The organism is Gordonia sesuvii (genome assembly GCF_036350415.1).
GTDB lineage: Bacteria > Actinomycetota > Actinomycetes > Mycobacteriales > Mycobacteriaceae > Gordonia > Gordonia sesuvii.
Genome location: NZ_JAZDUF010000009.1, coordinates 121,139 through 144,324 on the forward strand (window position 1 = coordinate 121,139; position 23,186 = coordinate 144,324).

Consider the following 23,186-nt stretch of genomic DNA (forward strand, 5'->3'; position numbering starts at 1 on the left):
ACGTTTCGACGAGGCGGGCCGTCATCGTGTCTGATTTCTGGCCGCAGTTTCAGGTTCCGGCTTGGACCAGAAACTGCGGCCAGACCCTGGAACTGCGGCCGGAACTTCAATCCAGCGTCAGCGTGGCGTGCGCTCGACGCGCAACCGGCCGTCGGATCGCACCACGACGGTCCTCGCGGCCGGGTCGCCGCCGATCGCCACCTGAGCACGCGAACGTCGGTCGGTGACCATGGCGTCGACCGCGCCGATCACCCGGTGGGTGGGCTCGGTGGCGCCGACGTCGAGCAGCCAGCGGCGCAGCGCGCGGGTGCGGACCGCCGGGGGCGCTGCCGCGAGAAGCTCGGCGTCGAGGTCGTCGCCGACGGCTGCCCGAGTGCGCAGGTCGTCGGCCAGGGCGTCGAGTGCGTCGTTGTCGGCCTGCAGAGACGAAGCCGTCCGCCCCAGCGCTTCGACGACACCTCCGTGCAACACGTCGTCGAGCAGCGGCAGCACCTCGCTGCGAACCCGAACGCGGGTGAACCGCGGATCGCGGTTGTGCGGGTCGTGGTGGGGTCGAAGTCCGAGCTCGGCGCAGGCGGCGAGGGTCTGCGCGCGCCGCACATCCAGCAGGGGCCGCCCCCACGGCGGGTTCCATGCGCGCATTCCGGCGATCGACCGTGCTCCCGAACCGCGGGCAAGGCCGAGCAGCACGGTCTCGGCCTGGTCGTCGGCGGTGTGGGCCAGCAGCACCGGCCGCCCGTCGCGAGCATCGTCGAGTGCTGCGTAGCGGGCCGTGCGGGCAGCCGCCTCCATCCCGCCGTCGGAACCGACCCGCACACGTAGCACGGTCACCTGCGCACCGAGCGCGAGTGCGGCGTCGGCCGCCGCGGACGCGACCGCATTCGATCCGGGTTGCAGCCCGTGGTCGACGACGAGGGCGCGCACGTGGAGGCCGGCGCGCAGGGCGCACGCGAGCAGTGCGAGCGAATCGGGTCCGCCGGAGAGTCCGACACACACCTCGCGTCCGAGGTCGGGGTGGTGCGCTGCGAACTCGGTGACGGCGCGGGTTACAGCACCCGTTGCATCCATCGGCGCGGCTCGTCGATCTCGTCGGGACGCGGCATCGTCTCGGGCGACGTCCAGATGGTGTTGAACCGCTCCATACCGACCGCGTCGACCACCTCGTCGACGAAGGCCTTGCCCCGGATGTATTGCGCGAGTTTGGCATCCATGCCGATCAGGGCGCGGATGATGCGCTGGACGGGGTTGCGGGGGGCGGTGCGTCGTTTGTCGAAGGCCTGCCGGATCGTCGCCACCGTCGGCACATGTGCGGGACCGACGGCGTCCATGACGTGATCGGCGTGCCCCTCAAGGAGGGTGCCGAGCATCATCATCCGGTTGAACGCCTCGTACTGTTCGGGCGTCTGCAGCAGCTGCATCGCGCCGAGCACGCCCTTCTCGCGGGGCTTGTCGCCGCGCAGGGTCTCGGTGATGCGCCCGACGATCTCGCCGGTCGATTCGCCGGAGTCGGCGGTGAGGATCTCCAGGTTGTCGACCATGTACTGGCGCAGCCACGGATTGGCGGAGAACTGAACGCGGTGGGTCACCTCGTGCAGGCACACCCACAGCCGGAAGTCGCTGGGCACCACCCGCAATGAGCGCTCGACGGCGATGATGTTGGGCGCCACCACCATCAGCACGCCCGGATCGCCGGTGTCCGGATCCGGGGTGAACGGGTCGTACTGTCCGAGAATCGCTCCCGACAGGAAGGCGAGCAGCCCGCCGGCCTGTACGCCGCCCACCTTCGCCGAGATCCCACCGAGGATCGAGTCGTCGGCGGGCGCCCCGTCCAGGCCGAGCATCGACTGCATCGACTGTGCGGCGGCCTCCACCCATTCCTCGCGGTCGAGAATGCGGGTGGTGGGGACCCGCAGTCCGTCGGCGAGGCCGGTGACTTCACGTACCGGAGCCTCCGCGCGGGTGGCGGCGTCGGCGAGTTCCGCGTGTGCGGCGTCGAGTGTGTAGGCGGTGGTCTTCGGACCGGGACGCGACAGCCGTTTGCCCGTCGCGGCCGCCAGTCCCCAGTCGATCCGCGCGCCGATCGACTCGGTGTCGACCTGTTCGAGCGTCGTCTCGTTGCTGTTCATCGGCACCCGCATTCCCTGAGCTCGCCGGCCACGTCGTCGAGGGCGGGCCGCGCGTCGGCCGGTGACGTGCCACCGGACATCAGGGCGAACGCCAGTACCCGACCGTCGATCGTCTGGACTATCCCGGTCAACGAACTGACTCCGGTGAGTGTTCCCGTCTTGGCGCGCACCCACCCGGCGCCCGGGTTGGTCTCGGGATCGAACCGGTCGGTCAGCGTCCCGGTGCCGCCCGCGACCGGCAGGCCGTCGAGCAGCGAACGCATCAGGGGCTGCGCCGGCCCGGCGGCCGCGCCCATCAGGGTGTCGAGCACGGTGGCCGGGACGCGGTTGGCGTAGGACAGGCCGGACGCGTCGCGCAGGGTGACCGCGGACATGTCGAAACCGTGACGTGCCAACGAGCTCTCGATGGCCGCCACCCCGCCGGCGATGGACGCGGGACCGCCCTGGGCGACGGACAGTTCGATGGACAGCGTCTCGGCGAGCACGTTGTCACTCAGGCGCATCATGTCGTTGACGCGGGTGACCAGGGGCGCCGACTGCACCTGGGCGATCACCTGTCCACCGCCGGGTGCGGTCTCCTCGGTGACGGGTGCGTCGACGCCGAGGGCGTAGGCGAGCGCCTCACCGGCGGTGATCGCCGGGTCGGCCACGCGCGGGGAGTACTCGTCGAGCGGTTCGATGCGCCCGCCGTCGGCGATGAGGGACTCGATCGGGGTGATGTCGCCGCCCGCGATGTCGGCGTCTTCCCACGTGCGTTCCATGGTCGGCCCGGTGAAGGCGCTGGTGTCCACGGCCACCGACGTCACGTCGACGCCGGCCTCCCGGATCTGCGCCGCCAGGTCGGCGATGCGTGCCGGGTTGGTGTAGAAGGTGTCCGCCCCGGTCGGCTGCGCCGACAGCGTCGGGTCGCCGGCGCCCTTGAGGATCACCTGCCCGTCGGGGCCGGCGACGACGGTCGTGGTGATCCGCTGGTCGTGTGGCAGGTCCAACAGCGCCGCCGCGGCGGTGAGGATCTTGGCGTTCGAGGCGGGGACGCGCGGCTCGGTCGGCGCCTCCGACCACAGGGTCTGGCCGGTCAGCGCGTCGCTGATCTCGCCGGTGAACTCTCCGAGCGCCGGGTCACGGACGGCGTCGGCGATCGCCTGCTGCACCCCGGTCGGCGTCGGTTCGGGAGCATTCGGTGGCACCGCTCTGATCTGCGGGTTCACCGTGATCGCAGCAGGTTGCGGGGGGATGCCGGGTGGCAGTTCGTCGGATGCGTCGATCTGCAGGGCCACCACCACCGCGCCGGCCCCGATGAGGGCGACGATGACCACCGAGATGATCGTCCACAGCACGCCCCGCCGGGAACGGAGGCCACGGCCCGATGTGCTGTCTCCGGTTGTCGATCCGCGCCGCACTCCCTGTGAACCTCCGGTTATCGCCCGTGGGGTCCGACCCCCGTTGTGCCCTCACAGTATCGTTGAGGCGATCTGCGCAGGCGACTGCTCGTCGGCTGCCGTCACCACCAGCGATCAAGTGCCAGGAGGAACCGTGGAATTCGATGTGACCATCGAGATCCCCAAGGGCTGCCGTAACAAATACGAGGTCGATCACGAGACCGGCAAGATCTACCTCGACCGCTATCTGTACACCTCGATGGGCTACCCGGCCGACTACGGCTACATCGACAACACCCTCGGCGAGGACGGCGATCCGCTCGACGCCATGGTGCTGCTGCCCGAGTCGGTGTTCCCCGGTGTGATCGTGCGCGCCCGCGTCGTCGGCATGTACACGATGACCGACGAGGCCGGCGGCGACGACAAGCTGCTGTGCGTGCCCGCCGGCGACGTCCGCTGGGATCACATCCAGGACGTCAACGACGTCAGCGAGTTCGAACTCGGACCCATCGCCCACTTCTTCGAGCACTACAAGGACCTCGAGCCGGGCAAAGAGGTCCAGCCCGGAGGCTGGGTCGGCAAGGCCGAGGCCGAGCAGATCGCCAAGGCGGCCGTCGAGCGCCTCAAGACTCATCCGGAAGAGGTCAACGAGCCGAGTCGGGGGTAGTCGACAGACCGCAACCCAACGTCCAGAACGTGCCCAGCACGGGCCTTTCGTGTCGAGTGGGCGCTGAATTCGGTCGAGTGGGCGTCGGAGTTCTCTCAGAACGTCACGTTTCTGCAGAGGCGACGCCCACTCGACCGAATTCAACGCCCACTCGACCTCCGTGCTGGGCACGTTGGTAGGGGAACTTACGTGGGTTTTCCGGTGCGCAGGGGCAGTTCCTTCCATGTGAGCGTGCCGAGAACACCGACCAGCGACACGATCGACACGGCCAGGAACACCCCATCCATCGAGTCGGCGAAACCGACCTTGATGGGTCGGGCCAGTTCGGCAGGCAGCTCGGAGATCACCGAGGTGTCGGACATGACGTCGTCGGACGCGCCGGCGGCGCCGTCTGGGTTCTGGGCCGCGGCCATGAGTCCGTCGGCGAACTGTCGGACCTGAGGGTTGTCGCTCTGCGAGGCCTCGACCACCGCAGCCCGGTATTCGGGTTGCTGCGCGGCCGAGGTCATCTCGTCGGAGATGTTGGGACCCATCAGGGAGAACAACACCGAGAAGAACACCGCCACACCCATCGTTCCGCCGATCTGACGGAAGAACGTCGCGGTGCCGGTCGACAGGCCCATGTCCTTGGGCGGCAGGATGTTCTGCATGGCCAGCGTGACCGGCTGCAGCAGATTGCCCAGGCCGAATCCGATCAGTGCGGCAGTGCCCATCACCAGGTAGAGCGGTGTGTCCACACTGACGAGGTGCATCAGGAACGCGCCGACGGTCACCAGCACCGACCCGATGATCGGGAAGATCTTGTAGCGACCCGTCCGCGAGATCAGTTGACCGGACAGGATCGAGCCGGTCATGAGGCCGACGACCATCGGCAGCATCTGCAGTCCCGCGATCATCGGACTCGATCCGCGCAACACCTGGTAGTACTGCGGGAGAATCGAGATGCCGCCGAACATCGCGGCGCCGACGACCACCGAGATGACCACGCCCTGCGCGAAGACCGGATTCCGGAACACTCGCAACGGGATCAGCGCGTCGTCGCCCATCCGGTGCTCGATCCAGATGAAAGCGGCGAGGCCGACCGCGCCGATCGCGTAACAGAGCCAGGCGGTACCGGAGGTCCATCCCCATTCGCGGCCCTGCTCGGCAACGATCAGCAGTGGTGCGACCGTGACGGCCAGGCCGGTGGCGCCCCAGTAGTCGGTGCGGCCACCGGTGCCTTTCTGCTGGTCGTAGTTGAGCACCTTGTAGACGAGTAGCAGTGCACAGATCCCGATCGGCACGTTGACGAGGAAGACCCAGCGCCAGCCGCTGATCCACAGGATCGAGCTCTGTCCGGCGAACAGTCCGCCGAGGACCGGTCCGAGCACGCTGGAGGTACCGAACACGGCGAGGAAATAGCCCTGGTACTTGGCGCGCTCCCGCGGCGGCACGATGTCGCCGATGGTGGTGAGCGCCAAGGTCATCAGGCCACCCGCGCCGAGGCCTTGGAATGCGCGGAACGCGGCGAGCTCGTACATCGACGTCGCCAGGCTGCACAGCAGGGACCCGACGACGAAGATCGAGATCGCGACCATGAAGAACGGTTTGCGGCCGTAGAGGTCGGACAGTTTGCCGTAGAGCGGCGTGACGATGGTCGCGGTCACCAGGTATGCCGTCGTCGCCCACGCCTGCATGTCGTAGCCGTTGAGGTCGTCGGCGATGGTGCGGATCGACGTCGAGACGATCGTCTGATCGAGCGCGGCCAGGAACATCGCGCTCATCAGGCCCGCCAGCACCGTGAGGATCTGGCGGTGGGTCAGCCCGGCCCCGGCGACCTCGTCGCGGGCCTCGGCGGCTGTGTCGGTCATGCACGTCCTTTCATCAAGTCCTCCAGGCTGCCGGGCTTGTCTCCCGACGGCGCGAAGAGCGGCTCGGCCGCGTCGACGAACCGGCCGAGAAGCAGCACCAGGGTCCGCAGTTCGTCGTCGGTCCAGTCGGTCATCGCCCGGTCCATCGCGTGTCGCCGCACCGCACGCATCGCCGCGACGCGTTCGCGGCCGATGTCGGTGATGACCAGCAGCGTGGCCCGGCCATCAGCGGGATCCGCTTCGCGACGGACAAACCCCAGGTCGACGAGTTCGGCGACGTACCTACTCACCGACGACGGCTCGGCATGCAGGCTCTCGGCCAGCTCACGGGCGCGCATCGGCTGCCGCGCCAGATGGAACAGGCACTTGAAGGCAGCCGACTCGACGTCGCCGTCCGGTGTCCGAAACGTTCGGTGGGCCGCGCGGTCGCGCATGCGGACGTAGCGGGCCAACACGTCGAAGAGCTCATCGAGGGCGTTCTGGTCGAGCATCGGCGCAGATCCCTTTCCGGAGGACTTCTTTACTTTCCCTTTGCAATTAGTTGCGGTCTGCAATCAATTGCTGGGCGCAAGTATGCGCTCGGATTCGATCCCAGGCAAACCGTTACCTACGATGAGAAAACGTGACTCCTCAGCCGCCGCCCTCGTCGGGCCATCGCCCGCATTTCACGTCCATGCCCGATCTCGCACTTCGCGACCTCGGGGGCGCGGTGGTCTGGACCAACGACGATCTCTTCGCGGAGGCACAGAATCTGATCAAGACGCCGCCGGCGGAGTACCGCCCCGCGACGTTCGGCCACAAGGGTCAGGTGTACGACGGCTGGGAGACCCGCCGTCGCCGTGTTGGTGGCATCGACCAGGCGATCGTCCGTCTCGGTGCGCCTGGAGTGGTGTACGGCGTCGTCGTGGACACGTCGTGGTTCAAGGGCAACTATCCCCCGCACATCTCGGTCGAGGCGGCCGCCGTCGAGGGCGTGGTCTCGGTCGATCAACTCCTCAACGACGTCGAGTGGGTGACGATCGTCGAGAAGAGCCCGGCCGAGGGCGACACCCGCAATCCGTTCAAGGTCGGCGCCAAGAACCGCTTCACCCACGTACGGCTGTCGATGCATCCCGACGGAGGCGTCGCCCGATTCCGGGTGCACGGTCGCGGCGTGCCCAACCCGCACTTCTTCCGCTACGGCCATTTCGACCTCGCCGCCCTGGAGAACGGTGGCCTGATCACGGCCTGCTCCAACATGTTCTACAGCTCGCCGAACAACCTGCTGATGCCCGGCCGCGCCCGCAACATGGGTGAGGGCTGGGAGACGTCGCGGCGACGCGACGACGGCAACGACTGGGTGCAGGTGCGACTCGCGGGCCGCGGCCAGGTCAGCCTCGTCGAACTCGACACCAGCTACTTCCTCGGCAACGCCCCCGGCTCCGCAACCGTCCGCGGGCGCGACGGTGAGGACGGCGAATGGTTCGAGGTGTTGCCGCGCACCGACTTACAGCCCGATACCCGTCACAGATTCGTCATCGATCTCGACCGGCCGATGACCGAGGCGCGGATGGACATCTTCCCCGACGGCGGCATGGCGCGGTTCAAGCTCTACGGCACCCTGGCGCCCGATGCGGAAGCCGAGTTGGTCGAGCAGTGGGAGCGCGGCGAGGCCTGAGGGGTGCCACGCCCTTCGTGGAAGCGGTTGCTGCCCTTCGTGACATCCCTTCGCAGGCTCCGGGATTCCTCAGGGAGCAGTTGATCTTTCCCCGGTCCCTGAGGAGCGGTTGATCTATCCCCTGGCCCCTGAGGAGCCCGCGACGAACGAGCGGTTGACCTATCCCTCGGTCCCTGAGGAGCCCGCGACGAAGGAGCGGGCGTCACGAAGGGCCAGCCCCCGCAGCGCATCCACCAACCGGTCGATGTCGTCGGAACCGGTACCGAGGCCGAAACTCGCGCGCACCGCGCCGTCCGGGAATCCGAGCCGCCGCAAGAGCGGATGCGCGCAGAACTTGCCGTCGCGGACACCGATTCCCGCTCTGTTGCTGAGGAATTCGGCCACCTCGCGGGGCGCACGACCGTCGACGACGAAGCCGGCTATGCCGACCCGTTCGGTCGAGTCGTCGAACACACGCAGCGGCTCGACGCCGTCGACCGAATCGAGGCCTCTGTCGAGGCGGGCCAGCAGAGCGGTCTCGTGCAGTCCGATCGCGTCGAACCCGAGCGCGGTCAACGACTCACATGCAGCAGCGATCGACAACGCGCCCAACACATTCGGCGATCCGGCCTCATGTCGCGCGGCGCCGCGGTGCCAGGTGACGTCGGCCGACTGGGTCGCCTCGTCGACCGTGACGGCCGCCGAGGCTCCACCGCCGGCCAGATACGGCTCGGCCGCGTCGAGCCAATCCGAACGTCCCACCAACACCCCGGCCCCGAACGGTGCGTAGAGCTTGTGACCGGAGAACACGAGATAGTCGACGCCGTGGGTCACCATCGACACCGGCCGATGCGCGACGAGTTGCGCGGCGTCGACGAGAATGCGTGCGCCGTGACGGTGTGCGACGGCCGCAAGACGACCGACCGGCAGGACCTCGCCGGTGACGTTGGAGGCGGCCGTCACCGCGAGGAGCGCCGCCGGCGACGACGCGAGTTCGGTTTCCAGCGCGGCGAGGGTGTCCTCGATCGTCGGCGCGGCGCGGACCACCCGCAGCCGTGACGACCCGGTGCGTTCGCGGGCCGACCACGGCAGCAGGTTCGCGTGGTGTTCGATGTCCAGAACGACCACGTCGCCGCAGGTGATGTGGGCTGCCAGGTTGATGGCGTCGGTGGTGCCGCGGGTGAACACGACCGCGTCGTCGACGCGGCCGCGAACGAACTCGCGCACCGTCTCACGGGCCGCCTCGTACCGCGCGGTGGTGACCTGGGAGAGATGGCCCGCTCCGCGATGCACACTCGCGTACTGGCCCAGCGAGCGCTGCACGGCCCGTGCGACATCGGCCAGGGCGGGCGCGCTGGCCGCATAGTCGAGATTGGCGTACCGCACCACGTCACCGGACGACAGCGGCACCCGTTCGCCGGCGCCGACGACCTCGGCGAGTGGGGCGATCGGCGGCCGCTTCGGCGCCCGCGCCGAGAGACCGGCCAGCGACGTCACGAACGGGGATGACAACACAGCAGACATGACAAACACTCCTAGGGAATCCGCGCTTGCCGTGATCACCTCGACCACGGCCGGGTCGTCACCCGGAGCACCCCACCGCGGAGGAGGGTTGCCGGCCAGCGAGCCGGGGCTTGTCACTGGCACTCATGACCCGCATCAAGACTCACCCATCGACCAGGCGGAGTCAACAACTGATTCAGCGTGAGCGAAACCCCGACTGCCTAGCCGGTACGGTGAGGTCATGGCCTCCTCCTACGGCGCCGACGACGATGTGTTCGTCCTGTCCGGGCCGCACGGGACAGTTCGCGGACGCGGCGTCGGTCGCACGTTCGACGACGTGACGGCCGCACGGGCGGCCCTGGCATCGGGGTCGGTGCGCGCGATCACAGGCGCGATCCCGTTCGATCCCAGCGACCCTGCGGCATTGGTGGCACCGATCTCGTTGCCGGCCGAGCCCGCACCGCTGGCACCCTCGAGTCCGGTCCGGCGTCGAGCGACGTCGATGATCGCGCGCCCGGACCCGCGAACCCATCGCGACCGAGTCATCGGCGCCATCAAGCGGATCGCCGACGGCGAGCTCGACAAAGTGGTGCTCGCTCGTGCGGTCGACATCGTCGTCGAGCCCGCGGTGGACGTCCCCGAACTCTTGGCCGCGCTGGCCGGCGGCAACAGCGACCGCAACGCGTTCGCCGTCGATGTGGGCGCAGTGTTCGGCGACGACTCATGGCTCCTCGGGGCGAGCCCGGAGATGTTGCTACGCAGGCGAGGTCGCGTCGTCACGTGCCGCCCGTACGCGGGCTCCGCACCACGGTCGGCGGACCCAACGGTCGACCGGGCGGCCGCGCGAGCTCTCGCAGCATCACACAAAGATCAGTCCGAACATCGGTTCGTCGTCGACTATCTGCGAGATCGGCTCGCGCCATTGTGTTCTGACCTCGACGTACCGTCGACGCCGGAGGTCCATCCGACCGGCGAGGTATGGCACCTCGCCACTCCGATTCGCGCGACGCTCCGCGATCCGTCGATCACGGCACTCGACCTGGCCTCGGCCCTCAGCCCCACTCCCGCAGTCTGCGGCACCCCCACTGACGCTGCCGCACAGCTGATCCGCGAGATCGAGGAACCCCGCGGCCTCTACGGCGGCGCGGTCGGTTGGTGCGACGCGTCGGGAGACGGCCAATGGATGGTGACGATCAGATGCCTGCACCTGGGTGCAGATCGTCGAAGCCTGCGGACCTGGGCGGGTGGTGGCATCGTCGCGCAGTCGGACCCGCAGGATGAGCTCGACGAGACCACGGCGAAACTCGCAACCGTTCTGCGGGCGTTGGGGATCGATCATGCCTGACGACTTCCTCGTCGCCCGCAATCCCGAAGAAGGTTCGTCGCTGCCGTATCTGGTGCGAATCCCGCTGGGCGCCAACGGCGTGGTCCTCAAGGTGCGTGACACGTGGCCGCGCACGTCCAAGATCTATTGTCACCGTGCGGAATCGTGGCCGGAAGACGCCGAGATCGTCGATCGGCTCCCGGTGCGGACGGTGTCGCGGCGCGGTGCGGCCATCGACCTCGTGCTCAACCGCGGCCGGGAGAACCGATCACAGTTCGTGCTGACCCGGGCCCGCGGGCGCGAGATGATCTTCTGGCAGTCGCGCCGCACCGCGAAGCAGGCCCGGCCCAATGTCACGCTGCCGACGGCCCGGGCGCATGGACAGGTGCTCGACATCGTGGTCGACAGCGGCGAACGGTACGCCTACAAGTTCGACCATCAGCAGACCAGCACCACCCGCCGCAAGCTCCCGGCCGGTGACTATGCGATCACCGACGGCGACACCGTGATCGCGGCGGTGGAACGTAAGTCCGTCGACGACCTCAGTGCCGGACTGACGTCGGGCAAGCTGACCTATCAGCTCGCCGATCTCGCCGGCCTACATCGCGCGGCTGTCGTCGTCGAGGCCGGGTACAGCTCACTCTTCAAGCGCGAGTACGTGTCCGGCGCGACACTCGCCGAAGCACTCGCCGAGGCACAGGTCCGCTTCCCACGGGTGCCGATCGTGTTCTGCGACAACCGGAAGCTGGCCGAGGAGTGGACGTATCGGTGGCTCGGTGCCGCGTTGCACGAGTGGCGTCTGTCGGCGCGCACGGACGTCGTGGTCGCAGACCTGGCCGGGCCGCAGGCCTCGCCCGCCGAGATCCGAACCTGGGCGCTGACCCAAGGGCTCGATGTACCCGCGAAAGGGCGGATCCCGGCGCGCATCCGGACGGCGTGGGAACAGCGGAACGATCGGCCGGAGGGGTGAAGCGGTCTCGATACGTCGCTCGGCTAGCGCCTCGCGACTACTCGACCAGCGGTTAGGAGTCCCCTATTCGCTGATCGAGTAGGGCCGAGGCGCTAGCCGAGGACCGTATCGAGATCGAGATGAGACCGCCGAAACCCCTACCCCAACGCCCGATCCAGATCGGCCAGCAGATCATCGACACCCTCGAGTCCCACCGACAACCGCACAACGGAGTCGGTGACGCCGATGGCGGCGCGCCCCTCGGGCCCCATGGCACGGTGGGTTGTGGTGGCGGGGTGGGTGATCAGCGACTTCGAGTCGCCGAGATTGTTCGAGATGTCGACGATCTGGAGGCCGTTGAGCACCTCGAACGCCCGCTTCTTGCCGCCGACGCCGTCGCGGTCGGCGATCTCGAAGGTCACCACCGTGCCGCCACCGGACATCTGCGCCTGCGCCAGCTCGAACTGCGGATGAGACTGCAGGAAGGGGTATTTCACCCACGCGACCCGCGGATCGGCTTCCAGGAACTCGGCGATCCGCAACGCCGACGACACCGAGGCGTCGAGCCGCAGCCGCATCGTCTCGAGGCCCTTGAGCATCGTCCACGCGTTGAACGGACTCATGGCGGGGCCGGTGTGGCGCATCAGGGTCTGCACCGGACCGTCGATGTACTCCTTCTCGCCGAGCACCGCACCGCCCATCACGCGGCCCTGACCGTCGATGTGCTTGGTACCCGAGTACACGATGACGTCGGCGCCCATGTCCAGTCCACGCTGCAGCAGCGGAGTGGCGAAGACGTTGTCCAACACCACTTTCGCGCCGGCGGCATGCGCCATCTCGGTCACCTTGGCGACGTCGACGAGCACCTGCATCGGGTTGGACGGGGTCTCGAAGAACACCGCGTCGGCGGGCTTGGCGAGCGCCGCCTCCCACTGGTCGAGGTCCTCACCGTCGACGAAAACCGTCTCCACGCCCCAGCGCGGCAGGATCTCGTTGCACACCACGAAGCACGAACCGAACAGGCTCCGGGCGGCGACCAGCCGGTCACCCGCCTTGAGCAACGCACCCAGCGCGACGAACACCGCCGCCATACCACTCGCGGTGGCGAAACACGCTTCGGCACCTTCGATCTGGCGCAGACGCTCCTGGAACATCTCCACCGTGGGATTGCCGTACCGGGAGTACACGAATCGCTCGTCCTCGCCGGTGAACGCACGTTCGGCTGCTTCGGCGGAGTCGTAGACGTACCCGCTCGTCAGGTACAGCGCCTCGGAGGTCTCGAAGAATCCGGAGCGGTCGAGGCCGGCCCGGACGGCGAGCGTATCGGCCGAAACACCTTCGGGCAGTTGCTTGCTCACGACTGCCGCCACGGCAGGTTCAACGCCCGCCAACCGACGCGGCCGCGATGGTCGTTCTCGTCGAGACCGCCCTCGAAGCCGTCGAGCACGTTGTAGGCCGCCGCGACGCCGTCGGCCGTTGCCGCCTCCGCCGCCCCGATGGACCGATGCCCGGACCGGCAGATGAAGATGACCTCGTTGTCGTCGGCGATCCCGGCGTCGCGCAGCTGCGACACGAACGCGCCGTTGTGGCGACCGTCGGGGAACGTGTTCCACTCGATGAACACCGTCTTCTTGCCGATGATCTCGAGATCCGGCACCCCGACGAATGCCCATTCGGCCCGCGTACGGCAGTCGACCAGCACCGCGTTCGGATCGTTTTCCAGTTTCTCCCACGCCTGCTGCGGCGTGAGGTCACCCGCGTAGCTCACGACGTACACACCTTCCAGTCCCCGTCTTCTCGTACCACGACCACGTTCGTGACCTGTTCCTGATCGGGCTTCTCGTCGAAATGCCAATGTACCTGCGCGGTCGCACGATCTCCGGTGACGGTGATGTCGGCGATCTCCGGGATCACGATCTGACCGTTCTCCTCGAACGAGATCCGGTTGTCGTCGACGAATGTGGCCTCGTCCGGGAAGGTGTCCGACCCGAGCTCCGCTGCACACATCGCGCCGCGGTAGGCCGCATAGTCGAGCTCGTTGCGTGCTGTGTAGGCGTCGTTCACGGCGTGCTGGATGTGGGCCTCGGTGTTCATCCGGTCATCGGCAGGGCGAATCAGATAGGAGATGCCGATGCCGAGGGCGACGACCACGATGATCCCCAGGGCGACCAGGAACGGCCACATCTCTTTCCACGACCGACGGGTCGGCGCAGCCGGCGCAGTCGGCTCGCCACGACGTCCCTGTGACGTCGAACGATCCCGATCACCTGCACTCTTGGCCATGGCGCGCAGTCTATCGAGAGCAATCGCGCACCCGCCCCGGGGCACCGTCGTCCCCCTGCTGGTAAGGGTTGGGTAACCAAACACACGAGGCGGAGGCAACTTTGCGAGCACATCGAACACGTCCCTTCCGGCCCACCCGTGTCGCGATCGCGGCGGTCGCCGCCACGACGGCCTTGGCCGTCGGCGCGTGTAGCGCACCCGCGGAGGACACCGCCGCGACGTCGTCGATGCCGTCGGCCGATCCCGGCGCGCTGCCGGTGACCATCGACCACTCCTACGGTTCGACCACCGTGACCGACCAACCGTCGCGGGTGGCGGCGATGGGCGTCGGCGATGCGGACACCCTCCTGGCGCTGGGCATCACGCCGACGACGATCGCGCCGTTCAACGATCCACCGGAGCGCTCCACGCCGTGGAACGCCGAGCTGCTCGGCGACGCAGAGCCGGTGATCCTGCCCGAGGCGGCGTTCGAGTTCGGCAGCCAGATCCCGCGAGCACTCGAGACCGATCCGGATCTGGTCACCGCCGTCGGCGCCGCCCCGTCTCGCGAGCAGTACGACATCCTCTCCAAGGCCGTCCCGACCGTCACCCGCCCGGCCGAGTACCCGGATTGGCAGGTGCCGTGGGACGCGCAGACCACACAGATCGGTCGCGCGGTCGGCCTACCGGAGCAAGCTCAGGCGAAGATCGACGAGACCAGGGCATTCCTCGCCGACGTCCGCGAGCAGCATCCGGAATTGGCGGGCAAGACGGGGGTTGTGGTGACCTCGTCGCCGACCGGCGGGCTGTCGATCTACAGCGCCACCGACGGCCGCGGCCAGACCCTCACCGACTACGGCCTGGCCTTCCCCGAGTCGCTGAAGTCGGCCATCACCAACGGCTTCTACGGGGAGATCTCCGCGGAGAACTACGCGATGCTCAACGATGCGGATGTGGTGGTGGCCGTGGACTGGGACGGGGCCAACGACCGCCTGCGCAACGATCCGAACTGGCAGCGGCAGCCCGTTGCGCAGGAGGGACGCGTCGTCTACCTGGACCAGCAGGTGGGCACCGCGATGTCGGTACCCACGCTTCTGACCATCCCCTGGGTGGCAGAGCAGTCCGTCGGACCGATATCCGAGGCCGCGAAGCGCTGACCACCCACGACCCAAGTGAGGTTTACCTCACACGGAGATTTTGGTGACGGCCTGTCAGCGCCTACCGTAGAAGGGATAGGCGCCGCGTTTGCGGCCACCGCCAGCGACTTCTTCGCCGAAGTCACCGAGAGAGCCACGGAAAGCACCTATTCCATGAGTGACACGAGCCGCCCGTTGCGGGTTGCCATCGTCGGAGCCGGTCCCGCCGGGATCTACGCCGCCGACGCGTTGATGAAGTCCGACACCGCCAAGGATCGTGGTGTGAGCATCGACCTGTTCGAGCGCATGCCTGCGCCGTTCGGTCTGATCCGCTACGGCGTGGCGCCGGATCACCCGCGGATCAAGGGCATCATCACCGCGCTGCACAAGGTGCTCGACAAGCCGCAGGTGCGGCTGATCGGCAACGTCGACTACGGCACCGACATCACCCTCGATGAGCTGCGCGACCTCTACGACGCGGTGATCTTCTCCACCGGCGCCACCGACGACCGCGCCCTCGAGATCCCCGGTATCGATCTCGACGGCAGCTACGGCGCCGCCCAGTTCGTCGCCTGGTACGACGGACACCCCGACTTCCCGCGCACCTGGCCGCTGGATCAGGAAAAGGTCGCCGTCATCGGTGTCGGCAACGTCGCCCTCGACGTCGCGCGCGTCCTGGCCAAGACCGGCGACGAACTGCTGCCGACGGAGATCCCGGCCAACGTCTACGAGGGTCTGAAGAACAACAAGGCCGTCGAGGTGCACGTGTTCGGTCGTCGCGGACCCGCGCAGGCCAAGTTCACCCCCCTCGAGCTCAAGGAACTCGACCACTCGCCGAACATCGAGGTCATCGTCGCGCCCGAGGACATCGAATACGACGAGGGCTCGGCGGTGGCCCGTCGCGGGTCGAAGATCACGGACCAGGTCGCGACGATCATCGAGAACTACGCCATCCGCGAACCGAAGCAGGGCGCGATCCACAAGCTGTTTCTGCACTTCTTCGAGAATCCGGTGGAGATCCTCGGCGAAGACGGCAAGGTCGTGGGCCTGCGCACCGAGCGCACCCAGCTCGACGGCACCGGCAACGTCAAGCCGACCGGCAAGCACACCGACTGGGACCTCGGCGCGGTCTACCGCGCCGTCGGCTACCTGTCGGACAACCTGCCGCAGATCCCGTTCGACACCCAGGCCGGCGTGATCCCGAACGAGGCCGGACGCGTGTTCGACGAGGGCACCCACCTGACCGGCATCTACACCACCGGTTGGGTCAAGCGTGGCCCGGTCGGCCTGATCGGGCACACCAAGGGCGACGCCAACGAGACCGTGGACTGCATCCTCGAGGACATGACCAACGGCGTGCTCAACACCCCGAGCCGCCCCGCCGAGGACGCCCTCATCGAGATCCTCGAGTCCAAGAACATCCCGTTCACCACCTGGGACGGCTGGTACCGCCTCGACGAGCACGAACGCGCCCTCGGCGCCGCCGAAGGCCGCGAACGCGTCAAGGTCGTCGAACGCGAGGACATGCTCGCCGCCAGCGAGCCCGACAAGGTCGCGCGCCCCAGCTCGTAAGGTCACCTGCCAACGTGCTCAGCACGGCGGCCGACAGAACCCAAAAAATCACCGAGAGAACCCACCGTCTTGGACGGAGGCCCGTGATTGTGATCGCGGGTGGGTTCTCTCGGTGATTTTTTGGGTTCTGTCGGCGTACGCCGAGGTTCCGTCGGCGCGAAACCGGGTTCCGTCGGCGTACGCCGGGCCGGTGCTTCCTACTCCCCCGGCGTGACCTCCGACTGGTCACCGCGCTCCTGACGCACGTTGGCCCAGAAGCCCCAGTTGTCGAGCAGGTCCTCGGTCTCCGTGGCGATCGCATAGCCGGAGATCGACGACGGCCAGCAGCCCTCCCACGTGGTGTCGAACGCGATGAAGGTCTGGCCCGGCTTCAGCGAACGTGCGGGCTGGCCACGGAAGTTCGGCGACTTGGCGGCACCGAAGAGTTCGGTGACGGTCACACCGTGCATCCGCTGGCTGCCGGTGTTCTTCACACCCATCCAGCGGTGCATACGCCAGCCCGGGAGGTTGTCCCACGTCGGGCCCCAGCCCTTCCAGTAGCAGTTGATCCCGCCGATCATCTGCAGGTTGTGGACTCCGGGGACGGCCTGCGCCGGCGCCGTACCGGCCAGCGAGCCGGCAGCGATGCCGACCGTCGCCAACGCGGCGGCGCCAGCACGCTTGATTGATGCTCTCATCGGACCTCTCCTCTGGTTGTCGACCTCAAGTACTGGTTGATCTATCGATCCCCACGTATCGAATCGTTACGTACCTCAAAGCATCTTCACAGACACGGGCACCGGTTCGTTACGCAACGGAGATTGTCACGATGGGCGCCACCTGGCCCTCGAAAGTCGTTGGTAAGGTAACCCTTTGTGCGTCGGATGACCGGAATCGTGCTGCTCATCGCAGTACTCGTCGTGGCGCTGCTCGCGTCCGTCGCGATCGGCACCCGGCAACTCGGGCTCGGTGAGGTCCTCGACGTGTTGCAGGCCGGTGGGTGGCCACATCTGAGCCTGACCGACTTCCACGGGATGCCGTGGATCGTGCTCGAGTCCCCCGCTCCCCCGCCGAACGCAGGCGATGTCTACGGCATCGTCTGGGATCTCCGTTTCCCCCGCACCGTCCTCGGTCTGATCGTCGGCCTGGCGATCGGCGCGGCCGGCGCACTCGCCCAGGGCCACACCCGCAATCCGCTCGCCGACCCCGGGATGCTCGGGGTGAACGCCGGCGCCGCCTGCGCGGTGGTCGTCGGCGTGTACGTGCTGGGCATCTCGAGCCCGATCGCCTACATGGCATTCGGGCTGCTGGGCGCGCTGATCGCCGCCAGTGCCGTGTTCGGACTGTCCGCCCTGTCGGGGGCCAGCCCCCTGACCCTGGTTCTCGCCGGCACCGGCCTGTCCGCGATGCTGCTCGCGATCACCTCGGGGATCGTGCTCACCGACAGCGTCACCCTCGACGCGTGGCGCTTCTGGAACGTCGGTGCCACCACCGGGCGCGGCCTCGACGTGTTCTCCGCAAGCCTGCCGTTCATCGTGATCGGATTGGTCCTCGCGCTGGGCAGTGGCTATTTCCTCAATGTGCTCAGTCTGGGCGAGGACATGACCAAGGCGCTCGGATCGCGGGTGGTGCTGATCCGCACGGTCGGCATCCTCGCCATCACGCTGCTCATCGGCGCCGCGACTGCCGCGTGCGGCCCGATCGTGTTCCTCGGGCTGGTCGTGCCGCACATCGCCCGCGCCTTCGTCGGGCCCGACTACCGGTGGATCGTCCCGTACTCGGCGCTGCTGGGCGCGATCCTGATCCTCGTCTGCGACATCCTCGGCCGCGTCATCGCCCGGCCGGGAGAGATCCAGGTCGGTGTGGTGCTCGCGCTGGTGGGGGCCCCGTTCCTGATCGCGATGGTCCGACGACGGAGACTGGTGAGCGTATGACCGTCGACACGCGCACCCAGAACGCCCCGGAGCCGGACCGGGCCGAGAAGACCATGGGATCGACGTCCCGGCGGATCGTCCGGGTCGGACCGTCGTCGTGGATCGTCCGCCCGCGGATGGTCACCGTCGCCGTCGTCGGCGCGGCGATCACTCTGCTGCTCTTCCTGCTCAGCGTCGGGGTCAGCGACTACCCGATGGGGCCGTTCGACGTCGCGCGGGTATTGCTGGGCGGCGGGACCCGCATCGAGAACGTGGTGGTGTTCGACGTCGCCTTGCCGCGCGCCCTGGTGTCGCTGCTCGTCGGGTTCGGGCTGGGGATGGCCGGTGCACTCACCCAGCGGATCGCCCGCAACCCGCTGGCCACGCCCGACATCCTGGGCATCACCGCAGGCGCCAGCGCCGCGGCGGTCGCGGCCATCGCCTTCTCCACCTCGTGGGGCGCCTGGCTCGCCGACCTGGGCATTCCGGCGGCCGCGCTGCTGGGCGGATTCGCGACCGCGATCGCGATGTACATCCTGGCCTGGCCGGGGCGTCGCGCCAATGCGGGGATCGACCCGTTCCGCCTGGTCATCATCGGCGTCGGTGTGACGTGGATGCTGCAGGCGCTGACCACCTACATGCTCACCCGGGCCCGGATCGACGATGCCGCCCGCGCGCAGACGTGGCTGGTCGGGTCGGTGTCGCAGGCGACCTGGTCGGACGTGTGGCCGTCGCTGATCGCGGTGTCGATCGGTGTGACGATGGTGATCGGGCTGTCGCGTCCGATCGGGGTGCTGGGTCTGGGTCCCGACATCGCACGCGGCCTCGGGATCAACGCGGGCCGGATGACCGCGGTGGTACTGGTGGCCGCCGTCGTCGTCACCGCCCTGTGCGTGTCGGCGGCCGGTCCGATCGCCTTCGTCGCGCTGCTCGCCCCGCAGATCGCGCTGCGGCTGACGGCGTCACCGCAGCCGACGCCGCTGGCCTCCGGACTCATCGGGGCCATGCTGGTGCTGGGCGGCGACCTGTTGTGCCGCACCGTGCTTCCCGGCAATCTCCCCGTCGGCATCGTCACCGCGGCGATCGGCGGACCGTTCCTCATCTACCTCATGATCACCATGTCCCGGAAGGCGACGGTATGAACCACGGTCCCGGTATCGACGTCAGACCGCACGCCACTGGTTGTCGGCTGCGGGCCGAGGGCCTCAGCGTCGGCTACGACGAGCGGACGGTGATCGCCGATCTGGACATCGCGATCCCGGGTGCGCAGATCACCAGCATCATCGGCCCCAACGGATGCGGGAAGTCCACATTGTTGCGGGCGCTGTCGCGGCTGCTTCCGCCGCGGGCGGGCACGGTGTACCTCGACGACGAGGACATCAACCGGATGCGTCCGAAGACGGTGGCCCGCACGCTCGGACTGCTGCCGCAGAATCCCATTGCGCCGGAGGGCCTCACGGTTGCCGACCTGGTCATCCGCGGTCGTCACCCGCATCAACGGTGGTATCAGCAGGCCACCGCGGCCGACGAGGCGGCCGTGGCCCGCGCCCTGGAGCAGACCGAGACCGCCGACCTCGCCGACCGCACGATCGACGCGTTGTCGGGCGGTCAGCGTCAGCGTGTGTGGATCGCGTTGACGCTTGCGCAGGAAACCGATCTGCTCCTGCTCGACGAGCCGACCACCTACCTCGACCTCGCGCACTCGGTGGAGATCCTCGACCTCGTGCAGACCTTGCGCACCGAACACGGCAAGACCGTGGTGATGGTCCTGCACGACCTCAATCTCGCTGCGCGATACAGTGATTCACTGTTCGTGATGCGCGAGGGTCAGATCATGGCGCACGGGCGCCCCGGTGATGTGATCACCAGCGAGCTGCTCGAGGACGCGTTCGGCCTCCAGGCGCACGTGATGGAGGACCCGATCGCGGGCGGTCCGATGATCATCCCGTTGGGCGCGCGACACGCGCCAGTGAGATCGTGAGCGCCATCGCCGCCAGCAGTGTGGCCGGAATCCACATGGCAGGCAACGACATCCACCGGTAGCAGTAACCGCCGCCGACCGCACCGACGGCCAGCAGCGACCACATCCCCAGCGACCCCAGCCACGACCAGCGTCGGCCGGGCGTCTCTCCCACCACCGTGTCGGCCAGCTGCCGAGCCGACCGCACCAGCGTCCCGGTGATATAGGTGAGGCCGTAGGGCACTGCTGCCTCCTTCTCGAAGATCGCGTTGATCATGCCCGTCGCGACCGCCACCACGAGCATCCCGGCGACACCGGCACCCTCCATGTCACCTGCGGCGGCAACGGGTTCCAGGCTCACCAACACCGCACCGACCGTCGTCGCGGCCGCGATCGTCCACACCAGGAATTCCCGTGGACGACGTCGGGTCCGGTTGACGACGGATCCGAGGAACACCCCAACGAAGAACAGGGCGATCAGCCCGGCGCACACCGCGACATCCGACCAGTGGCCGAGGCTCGGCGACACCCCCATGACCGTGGTGTTGCCGGACATGAACGACACGAAGTTGGCCTGCAGATAGATGAAGGCGACCGCGTCGACGAAACCGGCGACGAGCAGCAGGAGTCCGGCGGCGACCATTCCGCCGGACGGATCGGTCCGGGTCACCAGATGCCCGCACCGACGAGCCAGACGCCGGTGGCGAGCAGCGCCGCGAACAACTCGATGCCGATGGTGATGACCGCCGCTTTCGACGCCGCACGGGTGCCACGCCAGGCGGCGGCGGTGCTGCGGGTCCGGATCAGTTCGGTGACCAGTGCGCCGACGACGAAGCCGATGAACAGCCCGATCACCGGGATCACGAAGAACCCGACGATGCCGAGCACCCCGCCGACGGCGATGGTGGTGTTGGGGATGCCGTCGGCCTTCAGGGAGCGTCCCGCGACGAGGTATTTGACGACCTCACCGATCAGGATGATGGCGGCGGCGGCAGCGAAGATCCCCCATGCCCAGCCGCCGACGAGCAGCGCCCAGATCCCGATGGCGGCCGCGACGAGCAGGCCACCGGGGAGCACCGGGAACACGATGCCCAGCAGTCCGACGAGGATGACTGCCCCGATGAGCAGTTCCCCACCCAGCGACATCGACGGGTGTCCGGGTCAGTCGACCGATGCGCGCGACGGTGTGTCCGCGGGCGCGGACGGCTTGTCGTCGCCCGATCTCGACGACTGGTCGGCCGGGCGGGGCGGCGGCGGTCCGGCGGGGCGACCCGCGTTCGGGGGCATCGGACGCGGCGGCGGGCCACCCGGTCGCCCGGGGCCACCGCCGCGCGGCGGCATCGGTCCGCGTGGCGGGGGCGGTCCCGGTCGCGGACCGTGCGGCGGCGGTCCCGGCGGTGCATTTCGCGGCGGAGGTCCGGGACGCGGCGGGGGCGGCGGCCCGGCCTGACCGGACGGTCCGGGCCCACCGGGCCGGCCGACCGGCATCGGCGGGGGACCGGGACGGCGCGGGGGCGGCGGCACCGGCGGTCGGCCCATCGGCTGCGGCACCATGCGTTCGAACGGCCGGCCGGCCACCGGGGTGACCAGCGACGCGGCCTGTACCGCCCGCTGTCGTGCGGTGGCGACGTCGTCGGCGGTGGCGGTGATGACACCCATCCGCCGACGCTGGAAGCTCGCCGGTTTGCCGAACAGCCGGACGTCGGTCTCGGGTACGGCGAGGGCGCGCGCGACGTTGGCGAATCCGATCGCCGGCTCGTCGAGCTGGCCGTAGATCACCGCCGACGCTCCGGGTGAGGCGAGGGTGATGTCGACCGGCAGACCCAGGATGGCGCGGGCATGCATCTCGAACTCGGAGAGCCGTTGGGTGGCGAGGGTGACCAGGCCGGTGTCGTGCGGGCGCGGACTGACCTCGGAGAAGTACACGTCGTCGCCCTTGACGAACAGCTCCACACCGAAAACCCCTCGCCCGCCGAGCTTTCCGTCACCCATCGCGGTCGCGATGCGCGCGGCGATGGACGTTGCCGAGGCGAGTGCGTCGCCGCTCATCTCGTGCGGCTGCCAGCTCTCCACGTAGTCGCCGCCGACCTGCTGATGACCGATCGGGGCGCAGAAGTGCGATGCCAAGCGCCCGGTCGCCGGGTCGATCGCACGCACGGTGAGCAGCGTGATCTCGTAGTCGAACTCGATGAAACCCTCGACGATGACGCGTTCACCCTGTACCCGGGCACCCGTCGTCGCGGTCTGCCACGCGGCCCCGATGTCGGCGGGCGCACGCACCACGGTCTGCCCTTTGCCCGACGACGACATGACCGGCTTCACGACACAGGGAAAACCGATCTCGGCGACCGACGCCTCCAGTTCCTCCTGCGAGGACGCGAACAGGTACGGCGAGGTGGGCAGCCCCAGCTCCTCGTCGGCGAGACGGCGGATGCCTTCGCGGTTCATCGTCGCCACCACCGCGTGGGCCGTGGGGATGACCTCGGCGAGGGCACGGTTCTCGACCTCGACGAGCGCCTCGGTGGCGATGGCCTCGATCTCGGGCACCACGTAGTGCGGGCGGTACCGATCGATCAGCGCGAGCAGCGCGTCACCGTCGGTCATATCCACGACCTCGGCATGATGGGCGACCTGCTGTCCGGGGGCGTCGGCGTACCGGTCGACCGCGATCACCTCGACACCGAGCCGCTGGAACGCGATGATGACCTCTTTGCCGAGCTCACCGGCACCGAGCACCATCACCTTGGTGGCCGAGGGGCTGAGCGGGGTTCCGAGCACCGCGGGCGGTCCGACGGCCGGTGCGGGAACGGCCGTCGGTACCTCCGGATCGACCGGGGGTGGGACCTGCGGGCCCGGCACCGATGCAGCCTCCTCACCGGCCTGCACCGACGCCTCCGAAGCGCTGTGGCTGTCTGACGTCATGCCCAGAT

The 23,186-nt window shown here is 68.4% G+C and carries 21 protein-coding genes, 1 pseudogene and 1 riboswitch; of the genes and pseudogenes, 9 read left to right on the forward strand and 13 right to left on the reverse strand.

Features of this window, described 5'->3' with window-relative positions; genetic code table 11:
- Positions 1-117 precede the first annotated feature (117 nt).
- From tilS to dacB, 3 genes are read right to left on the reverse strand one after another with little or no spacing between them, the layout of a single operon-like run.
- Positions 118-1,068: a tRNA lysidine(34) synthetase TilS gene (gene tilS / locus VZC37_RS23180; RefSeq protein WP_330436243.1), complete on the reverse strand. Its 951-nt coding sequence runs from the start codon at positions 1,066-1,068 to the stop codon at positions 118-120.
- Positions 1,047-2,126, reverse strand: coding sequence for a zinc-dependent metalloprotease (locus VZC37_RS23185; protein ID WP_330436245.1), 1,080 nt, complete (start codon positions 2,124-2,126; stop codon positions 1,047-1,049). Before VZC37_RS23185 ends, tilS begins: the two co-directional genes overlap by 22 nt.
- The gene (dacB, locus tag VZC37_RS23190) at positions 2,123-3,526 is read right to left on the reverse strand and encodes a D-alanyl-D-alanine carboxypeptidase/D-alanyl-D-alanine endopeptidase (RefSeq protein WP_431309478.1); all 1,404 of its coding nucleotides are present in this window, start codon (positions 3,524-3,526) and stop codon (positions 2,123-2,125) included. The genes VZC37_RS23185 and dacB overlap by 4 nt, the downstream gene beginning before the upstream one ends.
- 133 nt (positions 3,527-3,659) lie before the next feature.
- Between dacB and VZC37_RS23195 the strand changes: the two genes are divergently transcribed.
- Entirely contained in the window at positions 3,660-4,172 is a 513-nt protein-coding gene (locus VZC37_RS23195) for an inorganic diphosphatase (protein ID WP_330436250.1), read from the forward strand.
- A gap of 185 nt (positions 4,173-4,357) precedes the next feature.
- On the opposite strand, the gene VZC37_RS23200 is transcribed toward VZC37_RS23195, so the two are convergent.
- Positions 4,358-6,022: an MDR family MFS transporter gene (locus VZC37_RS23200; protein ID WP_330436252.1), complete on the reverse strand. Its 1,665-nt coding sequence runs from the start codon at positions 6,020-6,022 to the stop codon at positions 4,358-4,360.
- Positions 6,019-6,513: a MarR family winged helix-turn-helix transcriptional regulator gene (locus tag VZC37_RS23205; protein ID WP_330436254.1), complete on the reverse strand. Its 495-nt coding sequence runs from the start codon at positions 6,511-6,513 to the stop codon at positions 6,019-6,021. Before VZC37_RS23205 ends, VZC37_RS23200 begins: the two co-directional genes overlap by 4 nt.
- Before the next feature lie 182 nt (positions 6,514-6,695).
- Between VZC37_RS23205 and alc the strand changes: the two genes are divergently transcribed.
- Positions 6,696-7,679, forward strand: coding sequence for an allantoicase (gene alc, locus VZC37_RS23210; RefSeq protein WP_330436398.1), 984 nt, complete (start codon positions 6,696-6,698; stop codon positions 7,677-7,679).
- 159 nt (positions 7,680-7,838) lie between these two features.
- Here alc and VZC37_RS23215 read toward each other — a convergent pair whose 3' ends face one another.
- The gene (locus VZC37_RS23215) at positions 7,839-9,182 is read right to left on the reverse strand and encodes an aminotransferase class V-fold PLP-dependent enzyme (RefSeq protein ID WP_330436257.1); all 1,344 of its coding nucleotides are present in this window, start codon (positions 9,180-9,182) and stop codon (positions 7,839-7,841) included.
- 17 nt (positions 9,183-9,199) lie between these two features.
- Positions 9,200-9,313: riboswitch (SAM riboswitch) on the reverse strand.
- Positions 9,314-9,402: 89 nt separating this feature from the next.
- Here VZC37_RS23215 and VZC37_RS23220 point away from each other — a divergent pair.
- Positions 9,403-10,506: an isochorismate synthase gene (locus VZC37_RS23220; RefSeq protein ID WP_330436259.1), complete on the forward strand. Its 1,104-nt coding sequence runs from the start codon at positions 9,403-9,405 to the stop codon at positions 10,504-10,506.
- Positions 10,499-11,455: an ERCC4 domain-containing protein gene (locus VZC37_RS23225; RefSeq protein WP_330436262.1), complete on the forward strand. Its 957-nt coding sequence runs from the start codon at positions 10,499-10,501 to the stop codon at positions 11,453-11,455. The genes VZC37_RS23220 and VZC37_RS23225 overlap by 8 nt, the downstream gene beginning before the upstream one ends.
- Positions 11,456-11,592: 137 nt before the next feature.
- On the opposite strand, the gene VZC37_RS23230 is transcribed toward VZC37_RS23225, so the two are convergent.
- The 3 genes from VZC37_RS23230 to VZC37_RS23240 are packed head-to-tail and all read right to left on the reverse strand — an operon-like array spanning position 11,593 to position 13,717.
- Positions 11,593-12,792 carry an O-succinylhomoserine sulfhydrylase gene (locus VZC37_RS23230; RefSeq protein ID WP_330436264.1) on the reverse strand — a complete coding sequence of 400 codons (1,200 nt, stop codon included), beginning with the start codon at positions 12,790-12,792 and terminating at the stop codon, positions 11,593-11,595.
- Complete coding sequence (locus tag VZC37_RS23235; RefSeq protein ID WP_330436266.1) at positions 12,789-13,202, reverse strand: rhodanese-like domain-containing protein; 414 nt, start codon at positions 13,200-13,202, stop codon at positions 12,789-12,791. The genes VZC37_RS23230 and VZC37_RS23235 overlap by 4 nt, the downstream gene beginning before the upstream one ends.
- Complete coding sequence (locus VZC37_RS23240; RefSeq protein ID WP_330436268.1) at positions 13,199-13,717, reverse strand: Rv0361 family membrane protein; 519 nt, start codon at positions 13,715-13,717, stop codon at positions 13,199-13,201. The genes VZC37_RS23235 and VZC37_RS23240 overlap by 4 nt, the downstream gene beginning before the upstream one ends.
- Before the next feature lie 101 nt (positions 13,718-13,818).
- On the opposite strand from VZC37_RS23240, the gene VZC37_RS23245 reads away from it, so the two are divergent.
- The gene (locus VZC37_RS23245; RefSeq protein ID WP_330436271.1) at positions 13,819-14,853 is read left to right on the forward strand and encodes an ABC transporter substrate-binding protein; all 1,035 of its coding nucleotides are present in this window, start codon (positions 13,819-13,821) and stop codon (positions 14,851-14,853) included.
- Between the two features lie 153 nt (positions 14,854-15,006).
- Positions 15,007-16,404 carry an FAD-dependent oxidoreductase gene (locus tag VZC37_RS23250; protein WP_330436273.1) on the forward strand — a complete coding sequence of 466 codons (1,398 nt, stop codon included), beginning with the start codon at positions 15,007-15,009 and terminating at the stop codon, positions 16,402-16,404.
- A 197-nt stretch (positions 16,405-16,601) separates the two neighbouring features.
- Here the strand turns inward: VZC37_RS23250 and VZC37_RS23255 are convergent, their stop codons facing one another.
- Positions 16,602-17,081 carry a hypothetical protein gene (locus VZC37_RS23255; RefSeq protein ID WP_330436276.1) on the reverse strand — a complete coding sequence of 160 codons (480 nt, stop codon included), beginning with the start codon at positions 17,079-17,081 and terminating at the stop codon, positions 16,602-16,604.
- Between the two features lie 186 nt (positions 17,082-17,267).
- Here VZC37_RS23255 and VZC37_RS23260 point away from each other — a divergent pair, with 186 nt between their 5' ends.
- From VZC37_RS23260 to VZC37_RS23270, 3 genes are read left to right on the forward strand one after another with little or no spacing between them, the layout of a single operon-like run.
- Positions 17,268-18,317: a FecCD family ABC transporter permease gene (locus VZC37_RS23260; RefSeq protein WP_330436277.1), complete on the forward strand. Its 1,050-nt coding sequence runs from the start codon at positions 17,268-17,270 to the stop codon at positions 18,315-18,317.
- The gene (locus VZC37_RS23265; protein WP_431309479.1) at positions 18,314-19,438 is read left to right on the forward strand and encodes a FecCD family ABC transporter permease; all 1,125 of its coding nucleotides are present in this window, start codon (positions 18,314-18,316) and stop codon (positions 19,436-19,438) included. The genes VZC37_RS23260 and VZC37_RS23265 overlap by 4 nt, the downstream gene beginning before the upstream one ends.
- A complete protein-coding gene (locus VZC37_RS23270; protein WP_330436280.1) occupies positions 19,435-20,277 on the forward strand; it encodes an ABC transporter ATP-binding protein in 843 nt (280 codons plus the stop codon). The genes VZC37_RS23265 and VZC37_RS23270 overlap by 4 nt, the downstream gene beginning before the upstream one ends.
- Here VZC37_RS23270 and VZC37_RS23275 read toward each other — a convergent pair.
- From VZC37_RS23275 to purT, 3 genes and pseudogenes are all read right to left on the reverse strand, one after another.
- Entirely contained in the window at positions 20,237-20,926 is a 690-nt protein-coding gene (locus VZC37_RS23275; RefSeq protein WP_330436282.1) for a YoaK family protein, read from the reverse strand. The two genes, VZC37_RS23270 and VZC37_RS23275, sit on opposite strands and share 41 nt — an antisense overlap.
- Positions 20,923-21,402 carry a DUF456 domain-containing protein gene (locus VZC37_RS23280; protein WP_330436283.1) on the reverse strand — a complete coding sequence of 160 codons (480 nt, stop codon included), beginning with the start codon at positions 21,400-21,402 and terminating at the stop codon, positions 20,923-20,925. The genes VZC37_RS23275 and VZC37_RS23280 overlap by 4 nt, the downstream gene beginning before the upstream one ends.
- A gap of 489 nt (positions 21,403-21,891) precedes the next feature.
- Positions 21,892-23,178 (reverse strand): annotated as a pseudogene (gene purT, locus VZC37_RS23285) (formate-dependent phosphoribosylglycinamide formyltransferase); the annotation flags it as partial.
- Positions 23,179-23,186: the final 8 nt, after the last annotated feature.

Excerpts from the sequence above, each read along its gene's own strand:
- tilS (WP_330436243.1), bottom strand. The coding sequence starts at position 1,068 with ATGGATGCAACGGGTGCTGTAACCCGCGCCGTCACCGAGTTCGCAGCG.
- VZC37_RS23185 (WP_330436245.1), bottom strand. The coding sequence starts at position 2,126 with ATGAACAGCAACGAGACGACGCTCGAACAGGTCGACACCGAGTCGATC.
- VZC37_RS23200 (WP_330436252.1), bottom strand. The coding sequence starts at position 6,022 with ATGACCGACACAGCCGCCGAGGCCCGCGACGAGGTCGCCGGGGCCGGG.
- VZC37_RS23205 (WP_330436254.1), bottom strand. The coding sequence starts at position 6,513 with ATGCTCGACCAGAACGCCCTCGATGAGCTCTTCGACGTGTTGGCCCGC.
- alc (WP_330436398.1), top strand. The coding sequence starts at position 6,696 with ATGCCCGATCTCGCACTTCGCGACCTCGGGGGCGCGGTGGTCTGGACC.
- VZC37_RS23215 (WP_330436257.1), bottom strand. The coding sequence starts at position 9,182 with ATGTCTGCTGTGTTGTCATCCCCGTTCGTGACGTCGCTGGCCGGTCTC.
- VZC37_RS23220 (WP_330436259.1), top strand. The coding sequence starts at position 9,403 with ATGGCCTCCTCCTACGGCGCCGACGACGATGTGTTCGTCCTGTCCGGG.
- VZC37_RS23225 (WP_330436262.1), top strand. The coding sequence starts at position 10,499 with ATGCCTGACGACTTCCTCGTCGCCCGCAATCCCGAAGAAGGTTCGTCG.
- VZC37_RS23240 (WP_330436268.1), bottom strand. The coding sequence starts at position 13,717 with ATGGCCAAGAGTGCAGGTGATCGGGATCGTTCGACGTCACAGGGACGT.
- VZC37_RS23250 (WP_330436273.1), top strand. The coding sequence starts at position 15,007 with ATGAGTGACACGAGCCGCCCGTTGCGGGTTGCCATCGTCGGAGCCGGT.
- VZC37_RS23255 (WP_330436276.1), bottom strand. The coding sequence starts at position 17,081 with ATGAGAGCATCAATCAAGCGTGCTGGCGCCGCCGCGTTGGCGACGGTC.
- VZC37_RS23260 (WP_330436277.1), top strand. The coding sequence starts at position 17,268 with ATGACCGGAATCGTGCTGCTCATCGCAGTACTCGTCGTGGCGCTGCTC.
- VZC37_RS23265 (WP_431309479.1), top strand. The coding sequence starts at position 18,314 with ATGACCGTCGACACGCGCACCCAGAACGCCCCGGAGCCGGACCGGGCC.
- VZC37_RS23270 (WP_330436280.1), top strand. The coding sequence starts at position 19,435 with ATGAACCACGGTCCCGGTATCGACGTCAGACCGCACGCCACTGGTTGT.
- VZC37_RS23280 (WP_330436283.1), bottom strand. The coding sequence starts at position 21,402 with ATGTCGCTGGGTGGGGAACTGCTCATCGGGGCAGTCATCCTCGTCGGA.